This window comes from Hahella sp. HN01 (assembly GCF_018986435.1).
Lineage (GTDB): Bacteria > Pseudomonadota > Gammaproteobacteria > Pseudomonadales > Oleiphilaceae > Hahella.
Genome location: NZ_JAHMIN010000073.1, coordinates 1 through 8,311 on the forward strand (window position 1 = coordinate 1; position 8,311 = coordinate 8,311).

12 protein-coding genes are annotated in these 8,311 nt (G+C 40.8%); 9 read left to right on the forward strand and 3 right to left on the reverse strand.

Annotation, left to right across the window (positions count from 1 at the left end):
- The 8 genes from KP814_RS31575 to KP814_RS31610 form a co-directional block, all read left to right on the forward strand.
- Window positions 1–128, forward strand: a 128-nt coding sequence (locus KP814_RS31575) for an IS3 family transposase (protein WP_216740523.1), incomplete at its 5' end; no start/stop codon positions are given.
- A gap of 31 nt (window positions 129–159) precedes the next feature.
- Entirely contained in the window at window positions 160–432 is a 273-nt protein-coding gene (locus KP814_RS31580) for a hypothetical protein (RefSeq protein WP_216740512.1), read from the forward strand.
- 73 nt (window positions 433–505) lie between these two features.
- Complete coding sequence (locus KP814_RS31585; RefSeq protein WP_216740513.1) at window positions 506–793, forward strand: hypothetical protein; 288 nt, start codon at window positions 506–508, stop codon at window positions 791–793.
- A 96-nt stretch (window positions 794–889) separates the two neighbouring features.
- Entirely contained in the window at window positions 890–1,168 is a 279-nt protein-coding gene (locus tag KP814_RS31590; protein WP_216740514.1) for a hypothetical protein, read from the forward strand.
- Window positions 1,169–1,228: 60 nt separating this feature from the next.
- Complete coding sequence (locus KP814_RS31595) at window positions 1,229–1,468, forward strand: hypothetical protein (protein ID WP_216740515.1); 240 nt, start codon at window positions 1,229–1,231, stop codon at window positions 1,466–1,468.
- Window positions 1,469–1,540: 72 nt separating this feature from the next.
- Window positions 1,541–2,035 carry a hypothetical protein gene (locus KP814_RS31600; RefSeq protein WP_216740516.1) on the forward strand — a complete coding sequence of 165 codons (495 nt, stop codon included), beginning with the start codon at window positions 1,541–1,543 and terminating at the stop codon, window positions 2,033–2,035.
- A 64-nt stretch (window positions 2,036–2,099) separates the two neighbouring features.
- The gene (locus KP814_RS31605; RefSeq protein WP_216740517.1) at window positions 2,100–2,666 is read left to right on the forward strand and encodes an ankyrin repeat domain-containing protein; all 567 of its coding nucleotides are present in this window, start codon (window positions 2,100–2,102) and stop codon (window positions 2,664–2,666) included.
- A gap of 68 nt (window positions 2,667–2,734) precedes the next feature.
- Window positions 2,735–3,448 (forward strand): hypothetical protein, encoded by a 714-nt coding sequence (locus KP814_RS31610; protein ID WP_216740518.1) that lies wholly within the window; start codon window positions 2,735–2,737, stop codon window positions 3,446–3,448.
- Window positions 3,449–3,926: 478 nt separating this feature from the next.
- On the opposite strand, the gene KP814_RS31615 is transcribed toward KP814_RS31610, so the two are convergent.
- Complete coding sequence (locus KP814_RS31615; RefSeq protein WP_216740519.1) at window positions 3,927–4,631, reverse strand: SOS response-associated peptidase; 705 nt, start codon at window positions 4,629–4,631, stop codon at window positions 3,927–3,929.
- Between the two features lie 1,200 nt (window positions 4,632–5,831).
- Here KP814_RS31615 and KP814_RS31620 point away from each other — a divergent pair.
- Window positions 5,832–6,125, forward strand: coding sequence for a hypothetical protein (locus KP814_RS31620; RefSeq protein WP_216740520.1), 294 nt, complete (start codon window positions 5,832–5,834; stop codon window positions 6,123–6,125).
- Between the two features lie 246 nt (window positions 6,126–6,371).
- On the opposite strand, the gene KP814_RS31625 is transcribed toward KP814_RS31620, so the two are convergent.
- Together KP814_RS31625 and KP814_RS31630 are read right to left on the reverse strand one after the other, a co-directional pair.
- The gene (locus tag KP814_RS31625) at window positions 6,372–6,767 is read right to left on the reverse strand and encodes a hypothetical protein (RefSeq protein ID WP_216740521.1); all 396 of its coding nucleotides are present in this window, start codon (window positions 6,765–6,767) and stop codon (window positions 6,372–6,374) included.
- 41 nt (window positions 6,768–6,808) lie between these two features.
- Window positions 6,809–7,141 (reverse strand): hypothetical protein, encoded by a 333-nt coding sequence (locus KP814_RS31630; protein ID WP_216740522.1) that lies wholly within the window; start codon window positions 7,139–7,141, stop codon window positions 6,809–6,811.
- Window positions 7,142–8,311: the final 1,170 nt, after the last annotated feature.

Genomic DNA, 8,311 nt, shown 5'->3' on the forward strand with positions numbered 1-8,311 from the left:
GACAAGAAAGACAAGAAATGCGTGAAGCCGTGTTTGAGTATATCGAAGTGGATTACAATCGAACCCGTCTTCACAGCGCAAATGGATATCTCAGCCCAGAGAGTTATGAAGTATCGAAAGTCGCTTAATGACGTGTCTAATCTTTGTGGGCAGGATCACATGGATAGAAATCTTATTAAGTGCAACTCTATCGAATATCGAAAAGGCTATATCGAAGTTCTAGCGGGTATTCATGATGAATGTGTAAATCTAGAAGTATGGAATATACACCCCGAAGTTGATATTACGTCACTTGATCTAGGTGATGAATCTCTTCCTGAAGGTGCGGTAACCTCTAATACAGAAATCGAACTTAGCCTTGAAAATGCTGAGTTACTAATTAGCCAACTAACTCAGGCTGTAAATAAAGTTCGTGCTAAAAACAATACATAATAAGTTGGTGAAGTACACTCCGGTGGCTATCGCCACGTGCGCAGGACGGCCGAAGCGTTAGGTGTTAATCAGTATGCATAGCCAACAGATTCAAAAATTGATTGATGCTGTAAGGAAAGAGTTTGGAGAAATTCATTACTTTGGATCATCCAAAGAAGAGAGACACGGAGTTGGATTCGCGATTTCCGATGTCAAAGCTACGTTTTCTATCTCTACATTGGGTGGTGACCTAAAGAGCAGTTACGATATTCAAGTAGAAGGAATACCCGCTGGTGAGTATATTTTTACTAATGAAGTTTCACTGGATGAGTTTTTGAATCTCGTGAAGATATTTAGAGGTCCTGAGAGTGAGTGGCCATGAATACATCTAACAAGTCAAACCAGCAAGGGTCCTTCGGATCGGGACGCGCTTACGCGCCACCTGTTCGAGGCGTTAAGTTAAGTGTCAGGCGTAACGATGAAAATTATTAGACCAAAAACAGAGATCTTGTGGTTAGGAACAGTGGATGATGGAAAGAAGCTACTTATTACTTCCGAAATCGAAGGGGTTTCCTATGACCCAGTTACTATTACCGCCGATGATGAGGATGAGTCGCTTTGGTTTGAAATTGTAGTGAACGATTACGTGGTGCAGATACCTATTTCAGTTGTACAAAAGGCAATCGAATCTGCATCTGATGAAGTTCATTCGGAATCTTGGTATGAGAAAAATGTATACACAAACAACGACACTTAACAAACGCAAGCAGCCGATTCGCTACGCTCTCGGCTGTTGCTGGCGTTATAGGTAATCGAATTGGATAAAGAAATCAAAAATTTATTAGGAAAACTGTGCGTAGACTTGGGGTTCTGTTTACCGCCTATAGAGCAAGATCGTATCGCATCTCTTGGCGTTTGGAGGGCGGACGAATTTGCGAAGGATGTTATTTCTAGTGAAGGGCTTAATCCAGAGTATGAGAAAAAATGGTTCCGAGAAATTCGAAATCGATTTGTTGCTCATTTTGGTAGTAGCGAGTATGAAAGCAAAAATTCATAACCATGCGTGGTTGTCGCCTTCGGCTGGGACGGCGCAAAAAGTGCGCAGCCCCACCACTTGACGTTATACGCTATGAAAAAATTCACCGTCGTACTATTAATGATCATCGCAGGATGTAGTGATTCTAAAATGGATGCACCATTACTCAAAGATATGACGTCTATCAATTACACTAGGCATGAATTCTATCATCCACCTGAAGATGTGAATGGAGATCTTCTGACCTTAGTCTATGACATTCCTTATTTTGGGGCCTGTGGCGTATTTCCACCTTTACATATTGCTAATCAAACATTTTCTAGCGGTGGAGGTGATGGAGGAATGAGTCCGGGGGCATCTTGGAATCCATTTACGATAAACCAAAACCAATATGATATTTTGCTAAATCAAGTTTTAGAAACACCAGCGAGTGAATTAGAAGGGAAGTCAAGATTTAACTTTGTAAAATTTATTCGTGATAATTCATTTGATAACATTCAAGATCAATTTGATTGGCTAGAGGCAGTTTGCGTTAAACATCGTGAACGCTACAGATTGGAAAATGAAAAGTATCAAAAAGGCGTATAACAAGACGCTGCAACCGACCTCCGGCTGCTGAGCACGGCGTTAGGTCCATGATAAGGAAAAAAAAGTGCAAGCTGTCAATCCTAAATTGATAATGGTTTTTTTAGTTGTAATCGCATTTATTGCCTATTTACAACTAAGTAATCCATATAAAAAATATAGCCGCCAAGCATATTGGGAAACGGCTACAGTTGAAGATGTGTATTCAATACCTGATGAGGCCTTGCTCCCAGGTAATAAAAATGGGCCAGTACTAATGTGGGCAGCAACTAGCTCAAACAACCCAAAAGTAATTACTGCGCTGGTTGAACGTGGTGCTAATGTAAATGAAGCGGACTCTGGTGTATTCTCAGGAACACCATTGAGTGCAGCAGCTGGCTATGCTACTAACCCAGCAATAATAGATGCGCTTGTAGGTTTAGGTGCAGATATAAATAAAGTGGTTGGTAGTAATGATAAAACGCCGTTGATAATAGCGGCAGAAATAAATAAAAGTCCCGCAATTATAGAAAGCCTTATACGCAATGGCGCTGATGTTAATTATAAAGACCTAACAGGTCGGACGGCTTTAGAGCAAGCAATAAGATTTAAAAACGAAGAAGTCTCTAAATTGCTTAAGGCATACACAAAATAAATTAACCTAACCAGCAGCTCCACCGGACTCCGTAATGTGAGCGGGGCGTTAAACCAATAGGTGTTCTAATGCGGAAGCTCTCTGTATTTCTCGTTCTTTTAGTTGTTTTTGGGTGTTCCAAGAAGGATGAGTTATCCGAGGAGGTGTACCAACCGCAAATTGTAGAACTAACAGATGACCATAGGAAAATAGCCATAACCGCCTCGGATCTATCAAGGGTTGAGGAGTTGACGATTCAAATTCTGAATTACCATAAATCTCAGAATACTCTAGTATCAAGAACTCTCAATCCGCCTATCGCCAAAGAAGAGGTAAGGAAGTTATTTTCTGAATTTTCGTGTGAGCCTCCAGAAGAGATATACCGGATATGGTCGATTATCAATGGTACTTCGATGACCGGTAGTGATGACAGTTTTATTTGGTATCATAAATTGATGTCGGCCGAAGACTCAATATCAAAGAATAAAGAGCTGCGAAATTACGATATGCCTGATTGGAATTCAGATTGGTTTCCAATATTCGAGTTTCAGGATGAGTGGTATTTTTTTGAATGCACAGATACACCTAAGCTTGCAAGCCCGATAGTGTTCTATTTCACAGAATCAGGGGCGTGGTATAGTTATATTAATCTTACTACAATGCTTGAATTTGGCGCGGCTGTTATTAGCCAGGGGTTGCATAAAGAGGACGGTGAGATTTCCTATAGTGAGCGAAATCGAAGATTGTATGAGATTCATAGGAAGTTTAATGAAGGCGCCACGTTTCCTTATGCTGTCGAGTAGGTTTAACAAGTCAATTAAGAATATACTACTTCTATCGCTGACTTTATTTTGCTGCTCTTCTTTTGGAGAAGTTGAGTCCGTTACAGTTTTTGATGCTGAGTTCAATAAAATAAACGAGTTAACTCAGTAAAAAGATATAGAAGCCTTTCACACATTGTGGAAAACCAAAGCTGGGTCTGAATTAAGATAAGAATGGATTGGTCAAAGGAATATATCAGTGGCTTCACATTTTTAAGTTCGCGCTTAATAAACTGCTTATCGCAATGCTCCATAAGCCATTCGTAGGCGTATTCAGTGATCTGATTTTCGGTATAGAGAACTGCTGCGATTTCCCTGAGGCTTAGCTCCGATTGTGATCCGGACATGAAAGGCTGCTACCTTTATGAAAATTTGGCCGGGCAGTTTTGCCGTCATGGAATATCGGGGGAATAGAACAAATTTTAATCGTATGTGCGAAATTTCGCACAAATACTGATTACTAGGAGGGGGTATCAAATTTATTGGCTTTGCCAATTGGTTCTGCCGCTTGCTTACTCTTATTTCTCGAATTGTTGACCGCGGTGTTTAGGGGCAGATATTCCCAGTTGGATAGTTCGCGAGGTGTGAGCATCGGCCTGATATCTGTCAAAGGGGTGTTAGAACTTAGCCACTGGTCAAACTGTTCGGGGTTAAGGAGTACTGGCATTCTGCTATGTAAGTGCTGGAAGCTTGGAGATGCTTCAGTTGTGATAATGGCAAATGACTCAAGATGATTGCCGTCCTTCTCCCATACGTCCCACACTCCCCCGAAAAAGCAGAGGCCGCTTTCAGGTTTGATGTAGTAGGGCTGTTTAACTCCGTTCTCTGTCTTCCACTCAATGAAGCCGCTGGCAGGTATGATTGCTCGTCTATGTTGAAAGGGACCTTTGAATGCGCGGCTTGTTTCTATAGTTTCGGCCTTAGCGTTAAACATGCTGTATTTGCTGGTTACCTCTGGCGCCCAGCTTGGGGTTAGCCACCACCTCATTTCTCTGAAGAACTTGGTTAGCTCCTCCTGAACGGCAACCATTGCATGATCAGTCGGGGCAATATTGAATAAGTCATCTTGATAGAAATGCGGTTTAAGTCCTGACGTATCAAAGCCAAGCGAATCCATTAGGGCGATAACCATGGGGGCGTCGGTTACGTTGAATCTTCCACACATAATCTGATGCTTCGGGTGGTTACTTTGGATTGATTGTAGATCAGTTATGGACGGGTGCTTTTTTAAAGGATGTGTGGACTGGTAGAATTGTCAAAGGTCGTAACGGGCGGGATTAACATTAATCCTTGGCTGGTCTGGGCGTGGGGAATAAATTTTTTGGTTACGCCAAAATTACGCCAAACGCGTATAAGTTATTGATTTAGAAATGGTATCGTTGCCGGCCCCGGGCGCTAATTCCAAACTATACAAATAATACTTAACCCTCCCAAACCCTTCAGAATCGCGGCTTTTCGGCGGTTTTTGGTGTTTCCGGAGATTTACTAATTACCCCCCTTACAACCCTTTTTGTCGTAGCACTACGCCAAAATTACGCCAAGGAAGCCTTATGCTCGGCGTTTTTCATGAGTGTAGTGGTCAACTTTTAGATCAGGAATTACCATCTGATGAGTAATAGCTTAAATTTACTATTTATCTGTAGTCGTAATCAGTGGAGGAGCCCTACGGGCGAGGAAATCTGGAAAAAGCGTTCAGGTTTCAATTCTCGCTCTGCGGGAACTAGCCCTAATGCTAAGAAAACTGTTGGCCCAGCGGATATCCGGTGGGCTGACTATATATTTGTCATGGAAAAGAAGCAAAAATAGGCTCTTAGCGGAGTTCGCCCGCATGATGGATCACAAACCATTGTTCGTATTGGATATCCCTGACGAATACAAGTATATGGACCAAGAGTTAGTGGATGAACTTGAGTGCAAGGTCTCTGAAATCTTAGATCGAGAGGCAAATACTTAACAATCGGTTCAATTGACATAAAACAGCACAAATTAAACGGACGCTAAGTATCAAAGAGAGAAAATCGAAGAGTTGAATATAGATTGTGAGAAGTATGGTGAGGGTATCGCAGCTACTGTCTACTGTCATTTGGTTAAATAACGGTGCTCCTTTGCTCTTTATCGAGAATAGCTCGGAAACAGGCAACCTCCAAGGTTGGTGTTATGCCTGTGAGCATATGTTCTTGCAAGAAGAAGATAAAACGGAGCGCTTTCGTAAATTCTGCGCCTTTTCGATTATTTGTGAAGAGTGCTACAAAAGTATTCAGGAGCATTATGGGTCAAACACCTAGCAAGACCTGGATTACGTGTGCAGGGCTTCGCTTCGTTCGACTGGAATATACCGCGCTAATATTTAGAGAAGATAAGTCTCATGAGCATAGAAGAAGAATTGGATCAGATTTTTTCGATAAAAATGGTCGCTACAGACGGACTACCTGAAGAGATAAAAGCTAAACTCGATGGAATTATTCTTGAATATAGTCTGAAAGAAATTCTATCTGCTTCAGATGCTTTGAGGGTTAGATATATAGAGGAAGAGATTGCGGCAAGAAAATGTATGGGAGGGTCAGGTATGGGCGCTGAGTTCCATATGGCGGCAGCATTGCGAGTTAATTACCTAGGTGCAGGTCCTAAATATATCATTGACGATAGCAAGAAGTTGTAGGCTGGTTGACAAAAGCGTGCAGCTGCGACCAAAAAAACGCTAAATTTTATAAAAAATCATTGTGCATTTTTTGCTGTAGCTATGAGTAGTCATTTATCGCTTTAAATAATGAATAAGGAGACGCTAGCGTAAATACAGATGGAGGGGCACTGGCTGACGCAGTTTGTTGCTCCATATTCGAAAGCGATTACCCAGCCAAAGCTCCTTTATAATACGTCTCTAGTGATGGGGGGGCAATTTTTACTTTTAAACAGATATCGGGCCGCTTTCATCAATTATTTTAGCCTTTATATAGCCCTTGCTTGATATGTCGACAATAAAACTATCGTCCAGCTTTGAAAGACGCAAACTATATGAGTCTCTACCGCAACTCTCCAAGTGCACAACACAATGACATGATCTTAATATATTTAGCTGCCCATCTTCAAACTCAAGAGACACCCAGTCCGGAGCTTCACCTTCAGTATGAACGGTCATTTCTCCTTTTTTAGTGGTCCATATTTGAACAATATTAAGTGTGTCGGGATCGGATACAGAGAGCTTATATTTTGATATCCCAGTCTTTTCTAGAAAGACTTCGCAGCTGTCCATAATGAATTCATCTAACTCACCGTTGTTGTACTCTTGTATTCTCATTTTCATGTACGATAATTACTTGTCTTAGTATTCGGCGCTATAATTGGTTAGATAGAAGGTTCAAAAGACCACTTCGCATTCGTGAATTCAATACTAAAAATTCCTGTCAATCCCGTGAGAACTATAAGCTTTCCAGAAATATTTTTACTGGATTGATGGAATTCAAAACTGTGCACTTCCATCTCCGAAAGCGTAGAGAGAGTGATCTCGCTATCCATCTTAATAGATACATCTTCAAAGTCGAAAAGCTTGAGTGAAAAGCATCTGTACTGTCCAATAGAGTCTTCAAAGGGTGTAACTACCAGCAGAATCCTATGTTCTGAAATAGAAAAATCTACTATCGGAAGGTCGTGCCATTCAATATCAGTAATGGAATTCATCTTTCACTCATGCGCATTCTTAATTTATAACCTTTGGTCTGCAGGAACTCTTTTCGAGGGTTCAACTAATTTATTGAAATGCTTGCTGTCCATGGTTTCGCTTTTTTACAGAAAATTTTTATTATTGGTTCGATGACCAAAACATTAAATAAACGGCAAGAAGATCTGCGACTATACCTACGGAGAAAAAAACTATTGCTGACCTGTAGAAGAACTTCATAAATGAGTGTCTCTTAAATAGCCAGATAACGAGAGCTGGGAGAAGCGACAGGATTATTGTAGCTGTCGTAGCATACGCTACTTCGAGGAAGTAGTTGACCTCTGCTTCTGGGTCATAATAAGTCTTGGCTGCGTACAGAAAGTATATATAACTAAATATGAATAATATGTAAATTAATTGCGCCATATACTTGCTTCGCATTCTAGAGTTTTTCCTATGTTTTATAATATGTTTGTCGTGATTTTTTGGATTTTTCTCTTTTGAAAGGAATTTAAAACTAACGATTTTAAAATAATCCGGAATACATAGTGGGTTGCTTCAACCTTATAAGGGGGAGCATGTCCGATATTTTAAATGCAGTGATAACAAATATCGTTCCAAAGGTCCTTGTGCTCAGGCTTTAAAGCTACTCCATTGGAGTCTGAATCTACACAAGCCAGAATTCCTTTTCCTGGAGGAAAGCCTCCTTCCGCTTCTCGTTTATCCAGTATTGATAGAAGCTCATGTTGTTTAGATTCTGCGATATAGGTTTTTACAATCAACCTGAGTCCTTCATATATATCCTGTCTGTTCATATAAATCCCGGGTTCGATTAAAAATAGAACGACTGCAGCAGAGCAAAATGAGACGCCGTGGATGATTTTTCCAGTTGCTTGCAATAATAACTTGTTACTTCACAAGTATAAATGAGTTTTCCCTTTTGTCCTTTGTGCGCTTTTACGGTTAGCTGGCCAGATAGATGGGGATGGCCTTCTGATATTTCTGCTGATGCATGCAGAAGGAAAGTCTTAAGCACGACGTCAAGTTTATCTATTAATCCGGCATCGATATAGGCATTCTATGCCGCATATTTGATGCTTGGGTGGTTAAAGTATTTTTTCACCCTCGAAGGCTTCTTTTGCAACATACACATATGGGATCGAACTTTCTTTTTGAGATCCCCTTTCTTT

Coding starts and splice junctions, on each gene's coding strand:
- KP814_RS31580 (WP_216740512.1), top strand. CDS start 160: ATGGATAGAAATCTTATTAAGTGCAACTCTATCGAATATCGAAAAGGC.
- KP814_RS31585 (WP_216740513.1), top strand. CDS start 506: ATGCATAGCCAACAGATTCAAAAATTGATTGATGCTGTAAGGAAAGAG.
- KP814_RS31590 (WP_216740514.1), top strand. CDS start 890: ATGAAAATTATTAGACCAAAAACAGAGATCTTGTGGTTAGGAACAGTG.
- KP814_RS31600 (WP_216740516.1), top strand. CDS start 1,541: ATGAAAAAATTCACCGTCGTACTATTAATGATCATCGCAGGATGTAGT.
- KP814_RS31610 (WP_216740518.1), top strand. CDS start 2,735: ATGCGGAAGCTCTCTGTATTTCTCGTTCTTTTAGTTGTTTTTGGGTGT.
- KP814_RS31615 (WP_216740519.1), bottom strand. CDS start 4,631: ATGTGTGGAAGATTCAACGTAACCGACGCCCCCATGGTTATCGCCCTA.
- KP814_RS31620 (WP_216740520.1), top strand. CDS start 5,832: ATGAGCATAGAAGAAGAATTGGATCAGATTTTTTCGATAAAAATGGTC.
- KP814_RS31625 (WP_216740521.1), bottom strand. CDS start 6,767: ATGAAAATGAGAATACAAGAGTACAACAACGGTGAGTTAGATGAATTC.
- KP814_RS31630 (WP_216740522.1), bottom strand. CDS start 7,141: ATGAATTCCATTACTGATATTGAATGGCACGACCTTCCGATAGTAGAT.